Source organism: Chachezhania sediminis (assembly GCF_009765275.1).
Lineage (GTDB): Bacteria > Pseudomonadota > Alphaproteobacteria > Rhodobacterales > Rhodobacteraceae > Chachezhania > Chachezhania sediminis.
The window spans coordinates 90607-104553 of the sequence record NZ_VOPH01000003.1; the positions used below are offsets into that span (position 1 = coordinate 90607).

The following is a 13947-nucleotide window of genomic DNA, read 5'->3' on the forward strand; positions in this document are numbered from 1 at the left end:
TTCCATTGGAGAACCGCCATGACCGACCGTTTCGCCCGGGCGCTGCCCCGGATCCTCGCCCACGAAGGCGGGTTCGTAAACCACCCGGCCGATCCGGGCGGGGCCACGAACCGGGGCATCACGCAGGCCACCTACAATGGCTGGCTGAAATCGCAGGGCAGGGCGTCTCGCCCCGTCCAGTACATCTCGGATGCCGAGGTCGCGGCGATCTACGGGGTGCAGTACTGGGATGCGATCCGCGGCGACGAGCTGCCGGCGGGCGTGGCCTATGCCGTGTTCGACGCGGCCGTGAACAGCGGCCCGGCCCGCGCCGCAAAATGGTTGCAGGCGGCGGTGGGTGTCACGGCGGATGGCGTGATCGGGGTGCAGACCCTGGCGGCAGCTGCGAAGGCGCCCGCGCACAAGGTGATCGACGCGATGTGCGATGCCCGCCTGGCGTTCCTGAAGCGCCTGCGCGCCTGGCCGACGTTTGGGAAGGGCTGGACACGGCGCGTGGCCGATGTGCGCCAGCTGGCCCACATGTGGGCGACCGACGAAGACCTGGCGCCGCCGAAGGTCGCTTCCGCACCGGGTGCGGGGGCGGGGCCCGAGAAGCCGCTGCAGCCGGTGCTGGACGCGATCAAGAGCCCGGCCGCCATGGGCGGGGTCGGGTCGACCGTCGCGGCTGTCGTCGCGGCAGCGGATGGCGACGGGCCCCTGGCCTATGCGCTGTCGGCGGTACTGGTCCTGGCGGCGGTCGCGGCGATCATCTGGCTAATGAAGCGGCGCGGGGCATGAGGCTGGCGCTGATCGGCATCGGCGCGGCGGCCGTGATCGCGGCCTTCGCCGCCGGCGCCATGTTCTGGGCCCGGGGCGACCGTGTCCAGGACCTGGAAGACCACATCGAAACACGCGAGAGGATCGACGATGCGCTGGATCGCCCTGACGGCTGCGCTTGGCCTGACCGCCTGCACGGCGCCTGTTGAGTCCTCGGGCCTGTGTGCTGGGCTGCGGCGGCCGGTGGTGGCGCTGCGAACGGCGCTGGACCGGAATGCGGCCGCTACGCCCGAAGAGGTCGGGGAAGCCGCGACTGACCTGGTGCTGGCCAATGAGGCTGGCTGCGGCTGGTAAGCCGCTGACGAAATCCGCCCGGGGCGCGTTCGCCCGCGTTCCCGACGGATGCTGGGAATTCGAGATCCCCAGACCTGAAGGCCAACTGCCCCGGCGCTTGATGGCGTCGGGGCAGTTGCTGCAGATGGCCCAGACCGGACATCTGTTGCTTCCTCCATTGCTGCAATGCAGCTTGATGAAAGCCGTCGTTGCAGGTCAAGTTAGAATAGGCACTTCGAGGATCGGCCGCAGTGGTTCGATTCGCGTCGCATACTGGCGCACAACCTGATCATAAAGATCGGCGACGCCTTTTGCTTGGACAGAGACGACCATCGCATAGCTTAGGTTCTCCGGCGGTGCGAAATTCCGACCTTCAAGACGGGCATTGTAGTGGATGTCAAAGCTGGGATTAGCCAGTGAACTGCCCCGTTTGCGTTTGACCGCGTGAAGACAGTTTTCCCATTTCCAGGCATCGCGCCGCAGCTCGTCTTCCGCCGCGCCAGGTAGAGACGATCCGAAGAAGCTGTCGGAATCCGGATGTACTTGCTTGTCACGGGAATACTTGGTGTCGTTGGGTCGAAATGTCACTTCCAGACCAGCTTGGGTGTAGTTTCCGGGGTGATGCGGGTCGATCTGGGTCTTGTAGCAGATCGTCGCCTTGATCGAGACCATGCCGCTCATCGGATCGGAAGGTACCGGGATTGCGGCGCGAATGTACTTCGCAGGCGAAATTTCGCCCTGATATACGACCCTCACAGTGTCGTCATCACACAGAATGATATCATCGAGACTGCGGGCAACACGCCCCCAGCCAATGGCCTTGTGATCCTGGTCACCTTCTTCACATGTGTGTACAAGAAGTGTTCGGATGGCTAGGTGGTTTAAGTTGGAGCCGAAATGGGCACGAATGCCAGTGCCTAGCCGTAGTACACTTGGGGTGGCGAAAGATGTGCCTCCGGTTGTCGTAAGGGACGGCGTCGCATCCGGCGCAACGACAACAAATGGGCGGCTGAACTCTCCACCAAAATCGACTAGGTCCGGCTTCACTAGACCCGGGCTACGCCCCGGGCCCTTGGAACTGTAGGGCGCGCGCTGCCAACCCTTGCCTGGAGTGTCACATGCGCCAATCGCCAAGGCATTTACACAATCGGAGGGAACTTGCACGCGATCCAGCCCGAGAATGGAATCCCCTTCGCCATCGTTCCCGACGGCAATCAGCGCAAGTGTAGATACCCGAGAAAGTCGATCATCCAACACGGCGGTCCAAGCGTGAACGTCATCGTCCTCAATAGGGAGACGCGGCCCGAGGCTCAGGTTGATGAAATCGTATTCCTGGCTCGACAACACACCTTCGATCCGATCGAGCACTTCGTAGAGTTCATGAGGATCCTGCCCAGGCGCATCATCCAGAACACGGTAGTGGTCGATACTTGCGTAGGGTCGCGGTAAAGGCATTTTGGTGTCGATATGCCCAAACAGCGCCGCCGATGTCACCCCAACACCGTGCGCGAGGAACTCGTCAGGCGCCGGTAACATGCCGGGAAGCTCGAGCGGTGAAACCCATCGCGTCAATACGTGATTCTTGGGAACGCCACCGTCAAAGATGGCCACCCTGACGTCCTCGGAAACAGGTGCTTCAGTGGGCAATTCCAAATCCGTTGACGGGATGCCAGCAGAACGGACAGTCGGTCGCATGACCCTTAGCTCCGGCATCTGTCTCAATGTACGCACTCCCGTGAAGAGAGCGATATCATCCGCGCGTTCCACAGGCGCATCGAGCTCCAGGAAACACAGTCCCTTTGCAAAGAAGCGGCGGCCGAGTTCCGCCTCTATTTCTTCCCCTTCAAGGTATGCAACAAAGGCTTGTATTATACCCAATTCAAGCTCGTTGGCGTGAAGCACGGTTTCCAGCGCTATTCGTCCATGTTCGGGGAGCGCCCCTTTGATCTTGGCGTGGGGAACCGGCGCGGAAACTTCTTCGATTGAAATGAGTGCGTTTGCGCTGCTTCTGTCCGCGCGCCAATCCGGCAACTGCTGGCTCCAAGATCTGATGGCGGCTCTGCGTCCCCTCGCAAACAGCTCAGTGGTAACAGCCTCTTCCGGCGCCCTGCCGCGTGACCGTTTCTCAGGAGTAATTTTTTTGGGACGACTGCCAATCACTTCAATACCAACTTCCCGCATGAGCTCATGCGGGAAGTAAGACTTTGCGATGTACTCTGGATTGAGCGTCAGCGCAATTACCGCCTCGTCACCTGGACAGGCCGCTTGTGGCAGTTCATCGATACGAGATGACGTTTCAGATACCATCGGAGAAAGTCGCCTTCTCGCTTCGGTGAAGGTATAGGGCGGTTCCTTTGGCGCACCCCCGCCTTTGATGACGATGTTGTCGGTGAGTCGTTCACCCTTACCTAAAAGAAAGTTTTGTTTGCTCATTTTCCTTGTCACCCCCCTGATAAAGCGTCGTTCTTCAAATGTGCGCGGATTGTGTCGCGTGCGACGCCCGTGATTTCGTGGGCCTTTCTTTGTGTTGCTAGGCCATTGCTTACCAGTCGGACCGCGATCTCGATACGTTCCTGTTTCGAATGCTCGTCAGCTGTCACGAGTTGAGAGAGGTAGTGGTCCAGTCCCTCACCTTTCAACACAGCAGAACGCCGTGCAAGAGTGATCTCTCGCTCGATATCGCTATAAGAACGTCCAACGAGAGAAACAGATAGGATCTCGACCCAAGCCGACATATCTGGCGCAACCTCGTCAAAGAGCGCCCCCAAGAACGCCCGTATTCCAGCTTCTCCTGGAAGTGAAAAATCGACGGGTTGCTCAAAGCGACGCCAAACAGCGGGGTCGAGTAGATCGGCATGGTTGGTTGCCGCGATCAATAAGCCGGAGGATGGCCAATCATCGAGCTGCTGGAGCAAAACGGTGACCAGGCGCTTCAGCTCTCCGATCTCTCCCGAATCGTCACGACGTTTTGCAATCGCATCCAGTTCATCGAGCAGAAGTACGCAATCTTTGGACTTCGCGTAATCAAGCACGTGCCTCAAATTGGAGCCAGTTCGCCCAAGATAACTGCTCATTACGGCGGAAAGATCGAGGATCATGAGAGGAAGCCCAAGTTCGCGCGCGACCCACCTTGCGCCCAGGGTCTTTCCAACGCCCGGAGGCCCAGTGAACAACACTGTTCGAGTCGGCTCCAAGCCGGCTTCAAGCAGGGCGCCTAGGTTTTGTCGCTCTTCAACTAAGCGCGACAGCGTGCCTTGAACTTTCTCAGTGTAGACTGGCTCAATGTGCAGAAACGGAGTCTCTTCTACCCGCAGCAGCTGAAAGCGAGAATCTGTGTCCGTCGGCAAAGCCTTTTCCATGCCCTTGCGCAAGGGTGACGAGCGGGTGGGATTGTTGCGGAGCAGGTCTACCAACGCGATAGAAAGCTCCCTGTTCAGGCCGCGACGCTTCGCAACACGATGCAGGTACGTTTGGACGTCCTGAGCGCGCCCTGACAGCGCTACTCGCGCTAGGTGGACGAAATCATTCTCAATCTTGTCATTTTCCGCCATGTGACAGCCTCATCGTGATTTTTTAACTATTTGGATGTCATCATAGGTGGAAGAGAATGTTACTTCAAATCAAAAAGTCTTCCACATGAAGTTCGCGTCACGATCTGATGCTCCAGTGTTACGGGGGCCGGCGGTACTCTTGGCTGCGCTTGAGTGGCCGTTCTCCAGCTGGTGCTGGAACGCTTAGTTCGCACAGCGAAGAACCGTTCCCTGCCCTTCGCGCCGGGGAAGATTGATCACGTCAGCCTGTTGCCCGGTCAGAAACCCGGCCCACCGCTCCATGATCTCCGCCCGCAGGCCCAGCAGGTCCGACCTGGCATAGGCCCGTTCCACCTTTCCGCCGATCTTGTGCCCAAGCACAGTCTCCGCAACCTCGTAGCTGCAGGCCTCGGTGTCCTGCACCCATGTGCGGAAGCTGGTCCGGAACCCGTGGATAGAACCTCCGACCTGCTGCTTCCTCAAGATCTTGTGCATGGCCTGATCTGACACTGGGGTGCCGCGCGGCCCGGGAAACAGCAGGTCGCCGGAGAACCTGCGGCAGATGTCGGCGATGTGCAGCGCCTCCTGCGACAGTGGCACCCGGAAATCGGTGACCTTGCCCTCACGGCCCTTGATCCGATCCTTCGGCACGGTCCAGATACCGCCGTCGATTTCCGCCAGGCGCGCGCCGCGGCATCCATCGCTTCGGACCAGAGTCAGCATCGCCCACCGCAGGCACAGGTGGCTGACGTGTTCGTCGCTGAGCTTCCGGTACAGCGCCGGCATGTCCTGCCAGGCGACGGCCGGGTGGTGGACCTCTTCATGGCTGACGGCCCCAAGCATGTGCTGCGCGGCGTCCACGGTGAACGGATCGCACGCCACGCCCATAAGCTGTGCCTGTGTGAAAACGATCTTTGTCCTGCGGATTGCCTTGACCGCGGTTGGGTGCTTCGTTCGCCATATCTGGGCAAGGGCCAACTTGACGTCGGTCGCATCGATCCTGGACATGCGCTTTTTGCCGATTGCCGGGATGACGTAGTGGTCCAGCGGACTGCGCCACCGGCCGCGCTTTCCATCGGCCCGGAGCGTGGCCTTGCGCGCCTCAAACACGGTATCGACCATATCGGCGAAGGTCGGGTCTGACCGGTCCAGCGCGCGCTTCGCATCCTCCTGTCTGGCATCCCGCACCGCGATCGGATCTTCGCCATGTGCCAGCACCACGGCCCACTGGTCCCGAAGCTTTCTTGCGTCAGCCAAGGTCAAATCGGCAAGCGACCCCAGCCCCATGTCGCGGCGCCGGTCAAGAAAGCTGTACCTGAAGACCCATTTCCCGAGACCGGCCTTCTTGACCAGCATCAGCCCCCCGCCGTCGTAGAGCTTTCCGTCGCCCGCGTTGCGGATCTGGACCGCGGTCAGCTTGTTCTTCATCGGTCCCCTCCGGTCCCACATCTGGTCCCCCGAAATGCCTGCGATGCCACGATTCGGGATGCGACAGCATGCGACAGTCTCTGTCGCACGGGCCTTTGGGAAAAGGGAAATAAGGAGACATCGTGAGACACCATAAGACGCTGGTTGCGCGTCCTCTGCCGGCACCATTTTCCGGAAATTTGGTCAACCCGGTCCCGTCCGGATCGCGGTCGACTGCACGCTGTCCGGCAGGGGCACGGCGCCCGGGGCGCCGCGGGGCCCTGGCCTTAGGCCAGCATGTCGGATGCACTCAGATCCGTGAACGGGGCAAAGTCGAATCCCACGACCAGGTCGTTGTAGTCGCGGTCGCCGCCGTCCTTCTGGTCCTCGAATCCCCAGGTGTTGCGGCCATAGTTCCACAGGTGGGTGGTCGGATCCTCGTCCGCCGTCGCGTTGCCGGCGCTGAAGCCCCAGAACACGTCCTCCTCGGTCTGGATGCGCATGCCGATCAGGTCGCCTGCATCCACGCCGTCGAAGGTCGTCGACCGGTGCGCCCCGAAGCCGCCGCCATCGACCCAGGCTGCGCCGCTGTCGGTCAGGTAGGCACGCCGCGCCGCTGCCTCGGCATAGCCGTCCTCGCCCGGGGTCAGGCCGTTGATGGTCCCGGCAAAGTCGTCGACCCGGAAGATCTGCAGCGCGATGTCGTTCTGGCCGCCCTGCCGGGTGGAAACGACGATGCTCTGGCCGTCCTGGCCGCCGATGGTATCGGCCACCGCCACGGGGCGGGCCATGCGCAGGCCGGAATGTTCGTCCGTATTCACGAAATCGACGAAGCCGAAATCGTGGGTCAACGCCCCCTGGGCCGAACTGGCGGCTTCGCCGTCTACCGCAACGCCGATGCTGTCGCCGGAGGTCACTGCCATTTCGGTCACGGCCCCCTGGGCATTGCCGTCGAACAACGCCACCAGTTCGGCCGAGAAGTCGTCCTGCAGCGACTGCTGGGCCAGCCGGGTGGTCCAGGCGAATTCATCCGTGGCCGCGCTGTCGATTCGGGACATGGTGCCGCCGATGGTCAGGTCGACCTCGGCCGCGGCTTTGCCCGAGACCTGGGTCAGCACGGTGCCGGTCGCGCCGATGGTCCAGCCACCGGTGCCTTCGTCCAGGATCGCGGGCGCATCGGCAGAGGTCTGGTTGTGGGCGATGGCCAGCAGCGTCTGGGCCAGCAGCTCTGCATTCGGCGTGCCAAGGCCGGACACCAGATCGAAATCCGGCCCGGCTTCGAAACCCTGGCCGGTCGCGTCGAAGGTGACCGTGTTCCCGTCTGTATCCACGCTGTTGTAGTCGCTGCCGGGAATTGCGCTGGACCTGTTGTTGCCCAGCAGCACGTCGTTGAAAACGGCCGGAGAGATCGCCGCGGCCTGATAGAGCATGTCGTTCACATAGCCCGGCCGCGGCAGGCCCTGGGCTTCGAACAGGGTGGTCATCTGCTGGAACAGCGCGGCCCACAAGGGTGCCGCGGCGCTGGTTCCCGCATTGGGCTCCAGGCTGTCCATATCGCCCGCGGGAACCAGGTAGAAGGTATTGCCGCCACCTGCGGCGGACACGTCGGGGATTGCCCGCCCGGTCTCGCCGGCCGCGATCATCACGGTCGATGCCGCCCCGTAATCCGTCTGGTAGCCCGGCATTTCGACCCTGGCATCGACGCCGCCGGATCCGGTCTGGTTGATCAGATAGTGGATGGTGTCGCCATCCAGCACATAGTTGTTCCAGGCGGTCTCGATCAGGTAGGTGCCATCTTCCGACGAGGATGGCATGGACGTCATGCCGCCGCGGACCAGGTTCCAGATCGTGGTGGGGTCGCCGATACCGGCCTGCACTACGATGTCGACCAGGCTGGAGTCCTCGTCCGCCGCGCCCTGCGTGCTGAGTGATGTGCCGCCCACCGATACGACATAGGGGCTGGAGCCCGAGTAGAAGATGTTGTTCGTCCCATCCAGGACAAATGCGCCTGACCCGGAATCGCCGGCTGCCACAAAGAATGTCCGGTTGGCCAGCAGGGCGTCGATAAAGATCTCCTGGGTCGCCGTGAAGAAGGGCGAATCCGGCGCATATTGGGCGTTGTCGCCAAAGGACGACGACATGACGTCAGGGTCGTTCACATCGTCAAAGATGGCAAGCTGGTAGGTCGCGTACATGATGTGGGGCGACGCGTAGAGCCCTATCCGCCCATAGGGGTTCACGGCAGCCACGACACCCACGTCCAGTGAACGCTCGCCCGAGGCTTCGGTATAGGACTGGCCGCCCGGGGCCACCGTGTAGGACGTGATCTGGTCGCCGGGCTGGCCCATCAGGTTGACATACTCCTCCAGCAGGTCCTGGAAGGTATGTGTCGCGTCCGACGGCAGCGCGGATCCTACGCCGGGTTCCATCAGGGCGACGGTCGAGTCCACGGCAAAGTCCGAGGTCAGCGGGAAATTGTAGAGGTCGGCAATCTCTTGCGGGCGCGCGGCCGTCGGGGCCGACCGGCCGTTGCCGATGCTCTGGTCGCCCTGCTCCAGTTCCACCGTCTCGTCGTACAGGACCTGCGCGGCGGGGTGGAAATCGGCTTCGACGATCAGGCCCATCAGGTTCTGGACCTGCGGGTCCAGGGCGCCTTCCCAGAACAACCTTCCGTCTTCGGTGACCATGAGCGTCTGACCCAGCAGGGCCTCGAAGGCTGCGGGGTCCAGTTCGACCCACACGGTCCGTGATTCTGCCGATGTCAGGTAACCGTCGTCGGTGTCGGCGATCTTGCCACCTGCCGCCTCGATCGCGTCGGCCATCGCATCGAAGGCGGCCTTGTCGGCACCATAGGTCTTCCACAGGGCGTCATCGGCCTTCAACTTGGCCAGTTCGGCCTGCCGGTCGGCCCAGTTCATGTCGAGAAGCGCCGTCGCCTCGTTCGCGCGCGGCAATACGAAGCCCATGCGCAGCGTCTGCGTCGTCGCTTCCGACACGTCGTCCGGGTCGAGGTTGTATGCTTCGACCACGGTAGTGGAAGACGTGTAATCGTATGATCCGTAGCTCGTCAGATCGAGATAGGTCGAGCGGGTCCAGTCGGTCATGTCAGCCTCGGGCTTGGGTCCTGGTTGCGCGGCAGGCCGGGGCGATGCAGGGTCAGCCGTCGACGAAAAATGTTCGTCCACGCACTGCACTTGGCGCCCTCTCCCCTTGTAAAACGCTAGAATGATGTCAGACCGTCTGACAATTCACCTTTGATATTGACCTTGCGTCAAGACTTTGACGGGCGCGTGCCGCCACCGATCCGAAGACCCGGGGCTGTCGGGACCGCAGGAAGGACCGGCCCGCCGATGCAATCGCGGGTCGTCAAACGCGAACAGGCCGGGGACGCGGCCCCGGCCTGTTCTGCTTCCAAGTGTCTTCCCCGGGCACCCTGGCGAGAGGGAGGGTGAAGCGGGCGCCCGGATCGGTCCCCTAGAAGAACCCCAGCTTGTTCGGGTTGTAGCTGACCAGCATGTTCTTGGTCTGCTGATAGTGGTCCAGCATCATCTTGTGGTTTTCGCGCCCGATGCCGGACTGCTTGTAACCGCCGAAGGCCGCGTGTGCCGGGTAGGCGTGGTAGTTGTTGATCCAGACGCGGCCGGCCTCGATCTCGCGGCCGAAGCGATAGGCGCGGGTGCCGTCACGGGTCCAGACGCCGGCGCCCAGGCCGTACATCGTGTCATTGGCGATCTGCAGCGCCTCTTCTTCGGTCTTGAAGGTGGTCACCGACACGACCGGGCCAAAGATCTCCTCCTGGAAGACCCGCATCTTGTTGTGGCCCTTCAGGATGGTCGGCTGGATGTAGAACCCGCCCGACAGTTCGCCGTTGAAGCGTTCGGCATCGCCGCCCACCAGCACCTCGGCGCCTTCTTCCACGCCGATGGTCAGGTAGGACATGATCTTGTCCTGCTGTTCCCGGCTGGCCTGCGCGCCGACCATGGTGTCCAGTTCCCGCGGATCGCCCCGCTTGATCGCCTTCACCCGGGCAATGCAGCGTTCGATGAACTTCTCGTAGATGTCTTCCTGGATCAGCGCGCGGCTGGGGCAGGTGCAGACCTCGCCCTGGTTGAAGGCGAACAGGACGAAGCCCTCGACCGCCTTGTCGAGGAAAGCGTCGTCTTCGGCCATCACATCCGAGAAGAAGATGTTGGGCGACTTGCCCCCCAGCTCCAGCGTCACCGGGATCAGGTTCTTGGTCGCGGCCTTCATGATGATGCGGCCGGTTTCCGTCGATCCGGTGAAGGCGATCTTGGCGATGCGCGGGGATTCAGCCAGCGGGCTGCCGACCTCGGGGCCCATGCCGTTGACGATGTTCAGGACACCGTCGGGCAGAAGGTCGGCGATGCATTCCATCAGCACCATGATTGCGGCCGGGGTCTGTTCGGCGGGCTTCATCACGATGCAGTTGCCCGCCGCCAGCGCCGGCGCCAGCTTCCATGCCGCCATCAGGATCGAGAAGTTCCAGGGGATGATCTGGCCCACGACGCCCAGCGGTTCGTGGAAGTGATAGGCCACGGTGTCGTTGTCGATTTCCGACATCGCGCCTTCCTGGCCCCGCAGCACGCCGGCGAAATAGCGGAAGTGGTCCACCGCCAGCGGGATGTCGGCGGCCATCGTCTCGCGGATCGGCTTGCCGTTGTCCCAGGTTTCCGCGGTCGCGATCAGTTCCAGGTTTTCCTCGATCCGGTCGGCGACCTTCAGCAGGACGTTCGACCGTTCGGCGGCCGGGGTCTTGCCCCAGGCGTCCTTGGCGGCATGGGCCGCGTCCAGGGCCAGCTCGACATCCTCGGCGGTGGAGCGGGCGACTTCGCAGACCTTGGCGCCGGTGATCGGGGTGATGTTGTCGAAGTACTGGCCCTTCACCGGGGCCACGAACTTGCCGCCGATGAAGTTGTCATAGCGGCTCTTGAAGGGCGAGGTGTACTCGGCCGTGACCTGGGTCAGTTCGTTCATGGTGTCCTCCTTGACGCCTCGGCTCCTCCGCCGGGGTTACAGGGAATGTGACACCGGTCAGGCCGCCTGTCGGCCGGCGCCGGGGGGCAGATCCGGGCAACTGTCTCAGGGTTGAGACAGTTCGGGGCCCGCTTCAGCCGATATTCAGCCGTTTCATGCGCCGGTAGAGCGTCGCGCGTCCGATCCCCAGCGTCCTGGCGGCCTCGGACACGTTGCCCCCGGCGCGCGTCAGGGCGCGAATCACGGCGGCCCGTTCGGCCTTTTCGAACCCCGTGGGCCCATCCTCGCGACCGAAAAGGTCGGAGGCGGGCAGGGCGGAGATTGGCCCGGTCGCGGCCAGGCCAAAGGCCCTCCGCGCGCCACGGGTTGCGCCCAGCACGATGTCGTTGGGATCGACGGCCAGCAGCATCGCGGCTTCGGCATCGTCGGTATCGGCCACGATGACACGGGCGCCGGGGAAGGCGGCGCGGAACGTTTCCACCTCGATCTGCTTGGCGGTCTGGGCGACCATGGCAGCGATCAGGCGGTTGAAGCCTTCGGTCTGGTCGGCGCGGGCGGACGACACGTCCAGCGCGCCGATCAGCTCTCCCTCGGCGCCGAAGATCGGCGCGTCCATGCAGCTCATCGCGGTATTGCGAGCGTGGAAATGTTCGTCGCGGTGGATGATGATGCGCCGCGCCTCGGCGATGCAGGTGCCGATGCCGTTGGTTCCTTCCGACGCTTCGGACCAGTCCGAGCCGGGCGCCAGGCCCCAGGCGTGGAAAACTCTTAGGTCGGCATCCGCCGCGCGGGAGGCCAGAACGACGCCTTCCGCATCCGTCAGCATCACGCCACAGCCCGAGGCGCCGACCAGCTGGTGCAGCGCGTCCAGCTTCGGCGCCGCCACCCGCAGCATGGTGGCGGCCCGGTCCAGCCGTCCCGACAGCGCGCCGGCGTCGATCCGATGCACGGCCCGTTTCTGGGCGGGGTCCAGCTTGTAATGGTCCAGCGACCGGCGCCAGGACGCGGCCAGCCGCGACCGGGCGGCAGCGCCGGGATCGGTCGCGATCTCCACGACGCGGGCAACATGTTGAGAAGCTGTAGCCAAGACCCTTCTCCTCCCTTTCGTGGAACATAGACCACAAATTGCCATCGGGGAATGTCCCTTGGCAGGACGGGCACCCGGCCGCCGGGGCAGGGGGCCGCGGGGTGGCCCGTTCGTCGCCGTCCATACACGTCCCATGCCCGTCCATGCCCAATCCGTGCCCGCCAGCGCCCGTCCCTGCCTTCCCGTGACGGGCTCGACAAGCGGGGTGCGCGGGCCCGGTCCCGACGGCCGCAAGGGCGTGATGGATCGCATCGGAACTATACGCCTGCGCATTTAAGTCTGGCCTTTTGGCCTGTCTGGGCAGAAGGAAGGGGGCGGGGCGGCAATCCCGTGGCGGATGCGGCCCCGACGACGATCCCAGACAGGGCCCCTATCTTGGCACCAGACCACCACCCGTCCCGACCCCCCGATATCGAACTGCCGACGGGCCTGCCCCTGTCCGCCATGACGATGCTGGCGCTGGTCGCGGCCACGCTGGCCTGGATCTTTGGTGCGGGCGCGTGGTCGGCGGCCCTGGGCGGACCGCTGATCTTGCTGTTCATGGGGCTGGAATGGAAACGTCTGGCCCGGGTGGCGAAGGTGCTCGCCCTTGCCTCGGGCGCGGTCGTGATCCTGGTGGCGGGCTTGGGCAAGCTGACCCTGGCGGGCCTGGTCGAGGCGACGGACCGCGCGATGTTCCTGACCGCCTTCGTGACGGTGCTGGGCTTCCTGCAATCGGCGGCGCGAAGCTCTCCCATGATCCGGCGTTGCGGGCATGTGCTGGTCCACCAGCCCCCTGGCCGGCGCTATCTGGTTCTGACCTCGGGCGGGGCGCTGTTCGGGATGCTGCTGAACCTGGGCGGCGTCAATCTTCTTGCCAACATCGTCCAGCAGGGGGTGGAGGCGAACCGCCCCACCGCCGGGGACCGGATCGCGGACATCCGGCTGAAACGGATGTCGCTGGCGATCCTGCGGGGCTTTGCCACCGTGCCGATGTGGTCGCCCGTGGCGGTGACGCTGGTCATCCTGCTGTCGTCCATGCCGGACCTGAAATGGGCGCAGATCGCGCCCTACGGGATCTGCCTGAGCCTGGCCTATCTGGGGCTGGGCTGGGCGGTGGACCGGCTGACCTATCCCGCCCCGTCGCGGGGCGCGGCCAGCGGCCGGCCCGAGCCGCTGACCCCGCTTCTGAACCTGGTCGTGCTGGCGGTCGCGCTGCCGGGCGGGGCGTTGGCGGTGTCGAGCCTTCTGTCAATCAGCCTGATCAGCGGGCTGGTGCTGATCGTGCCGGTCTTTTCGATCCTCTGGATCTTCCTGCAGATGCGCGGGACGGTGGACCGGCCGCTGGCCCGGACATGGGGCCGCCTGCGCCATGTGACCCTGCCGTCCTTGTCGGAAATGCACTCCGAGATCGGGATTTTCGCCGCGTCCTCCTTCATTGGGGTGCTTCTGGCCCCGGTCGTGGACGTGGAAGCCACGGGCGAATGGATCCGGGCCATCGGCCTGAACTCCGGAAGCATCCTGATGCTGGCCTTCTGGTTCATCGCGGGCCTTGGCATGCTGGGGCTGAACCCGATCCTGACGGTCACCATCGCGGTCGAGGTGCTGCCCCACATCCCCGACCTGGACATGGACCCGCTGACGGTGGCCATCATGGCCACCTGTTCCTGGGCCTGGATCGTCAATTCCGGCCCCTTCGCGGCCTCGACCCGGATGCTGGGGCGGATCATCGGGCACGAACCGGGGGAAATCGCGATGCGCTGGAACGGCAGCTACTGCGTGGCGCTGTTTGTCCTTCTGTCGGCGGGTCTTCTGGCCTTCGGCTAGGGTCAGGGCACCGGGGGACCCCGACGTCAGTCT

Annotated in this window: 9 protein-coding genes; 3 read left to right on the plus strand and 6 right to left on the minus strand. The window is 63.7% G+C overall.

What is annotated here, in order from left to right:
- Positions 1–18: 18 nt before the first annotated feature.
- Positions 19–777 carry a glycoside hydrolase family 108 protein gene (locus FQK05_RS09905; protein ID WP_158966277.1) on the plus strand — a complete coding sequence of 253 codons (759 nt, stop codon included), beginning with the start codon at positions 19–21 and terminating at the stop codon, positions 775–777.
- Positions 774–965, plus strand: coding sequence for a hypothetical protein (locus FQK05_RS09910; protein WP_158966279.1), 192 nt, complete (start codon positions 774–776; stop codon positions 963–965). The genes FQK05_RS09905 and FQK05_RS09910 overlap by 4 nt, the downstream gene beginning before the upstream one ends.
- A gap of 340 nt (positions 966–1305) precedes the next feature.
- On the opposite strand, the gene FQK05_RS09915 is transcribed toward FQK05_RS09910, so the two are convergent.
- From FQK05_RS09915 to FQK05_RS09940, 6 genes are all read right to left on the minus strand, one after another.
- On the minus strand, positions 1306–3522 hold the full coding sequence (locus FQK05_RS09915) for a S8 family peptidase (RefSeq protein ID WP_158966281.1): 2217 nt from the start codon (positions 3520–3522) through the stop codon (positions 1306–1308).
- An 8-nt stretch (positions 3523–3530) separates the two neighbouring features.
- Positions 3531–4640 carry an AAA family ATPase gene (locus FQK05_RS09920; protein WP_158966283.1) on the minus strand — a complete coding sequence of 370 codons (1110 nt, stop codon included), beginning with the start codon at positions 4638–4640 and terminating at the stop codon, positions 3531–3533.
- A 183-nt stretch (positions 4641–4823) separates the two neighbouring features.
- Entirely contained in the window at positions 4824–6047 is a 1224-nt protein-coding gene (locus FQK05_RS09925; protein WP_158966285.1) for a tyrosine-type recombinase/integrase, read from the minus strand.
- A gap of 266 nt (positions 6048–6313) precedes the next feature.
- Positions 6314–9130: a S53 family peptidase gene (locus FQK05_RS09930; RefSeq protein WP_158966287.1), complete on the minus strand. Its 2817-nt coding sequence runs from the start codon at positions 9128–9130 to the stop codon at positions 6314–6316.
- 370 nt (positions 9131–9500) lie between these two features.
- Positions 9501–11021 (minus strand): aldehyde dehydrogenase, encoded by a 1521-nt coding sequence (adh, locus tag FQK05_RS09935; protein WP_158966289.1) that lies wholly within the window; start codon positions 11019–11021, stop codon positions 9501–9503.
- A gap of 133 nt (positions 11022–11154) precedes the next feature.
- Positions 11155–11916, minus strand: coding sequence for a GAF domain-containing protein (locus tag FQK05_RS09940; RefSeq protein WP_407644505.1), 762 nt, complete (start codon positions 11914–11916; stop codon positions 11155–11157).
- A gap of 567 nt (positions 11917–12483) precedes the next feature.
- Between FQK05_RS09940 and FQK05_RS09945 the strand changes: the two genes are divergently transcribed.
- Positions 12484–13914, plus strand: a complete 1431-nt coding sequence (locus FQK05_RS09945) for a hypothetical protein (protein WP_158966291.1) — start codon at positions 12484–12486, stop codon at positions 13912–13914.
- The last annotated feature ends 33 nt before the right edge of the window (positions 13915–13947 follow it).

Excerpts from the sequence above, each read along its gene's own strand:
- FQK05_RS09910 (WP_158966279.1), top strand. The coding sequence starts at position 774 with ATGAGGCTGGCGCTGATCGGCATCGGCGCGGCGGCCGTGATCGCGGCC.
- FQK05_RS09925 (WP_158966285.1), bottom strand. The coding sequence starts at position 6,047 with ATGAAGAACAAGCTGACCGCGGTCCAGATCCGCAACGCGGGCGACGGA.
- FQK05_RS09915 (WP_158966281.1), bottom strand. The coding sequence starts at position 3,522 with ATGAGCAAACAAAACTTTCTTTTAGGTAAGGGTGAACGACTCACCGAC.
- FQK05_RS09940 (WP_407644505.1), bottom strand. The coding sequence starts at position 11,916 with ATGCTGCGGGTGGCGGCGCCGAAGCTGGACGCGCTGCACCAGCTGGTC.
- FQK05_RS09905 (WP_158966277.1), top strand. The coding sequence starts at position 19 with ATGACCGACCGTTTCGCCCGGGCGCTGCCCCGGATCCTCGCCCACGAA.
- FQK05_RS09920 (WP_158966283.1), bottom strand. The coding sequence starts at position 4,640 with ATGGCGGAAAATGACAAGATTGAGAATGATTTCGTCCACCTAGCGCGA.
- adh (WP_158966289.1), bottom strand. The coding sequence starts at position 11,021 with ATGAACGAACTGACCCAGGTCACGGCCGAGTACACCTCGCCCTTCAAG.
- FQK05_RS09930 (WP_158966287.1), bottom strand. The coding sequence starts at position 9,130 with ATGACCGACTGGACCCGCTCGACCTATCTCGATCTGACGAGCTACGGA.